We start from the raw sequence: 397 nt of genomic DNA on the forward strand, positions 1-397 counted from the left end.
CCCGATGAACATCCATGAATATCAAGGCAAGGCGCTGCTGAAGAGCTTTGGCGCGCCGGTGGCCGAAGGCTTGCCGGTGTTCAAGGCGAGCGAGGCGGAAGCCGCCGCCAAGGCGCTGCCCGGCCCGCTCTATGTGGTGAAGAGCCAGATCCATGCCGGCGGCCGCGGCAAGGGCAAGTTCAAGGAACTGTCGCCTGACGCCAAGGGCGGCGTGCGGCTGGCGAAGTCGGTCGCCGACGTCGTCGCCAACGCCAACGAGATGCTTGGCCACACGCTGGTGACCAAGCAGACCGGCCCGGCCGGCAAGCAGGTCAACCGCCTCTATATCGAGGACGGCGCCGACATCGAGCGCGAGCTTTATCTGTCGATCCTGGTCGACCGTTCCGTCGGCCGCATC

The 397-nt window shown here is 66.0% G+C and carries 1 protein-coding gene; it reads left to right on the forward strand.

Features of this window, described 5'->3' with window-relative positions:
- Positions 1 to 4: 4 nt before the first annotated feature.
- Positions 5 to 397, forward strand: a 393-nt coding sequence (locus ACWTU8_RS33260) for an ATP-grasp domain-containing protein (RefSeq protein WP_455851433.1), incomplete at its 3' end; no start/stop codon positions are given.

The sequence above is a fragment of the Mesorhizobium sp. BHbdii genome, from assembly GCF_053848045.1.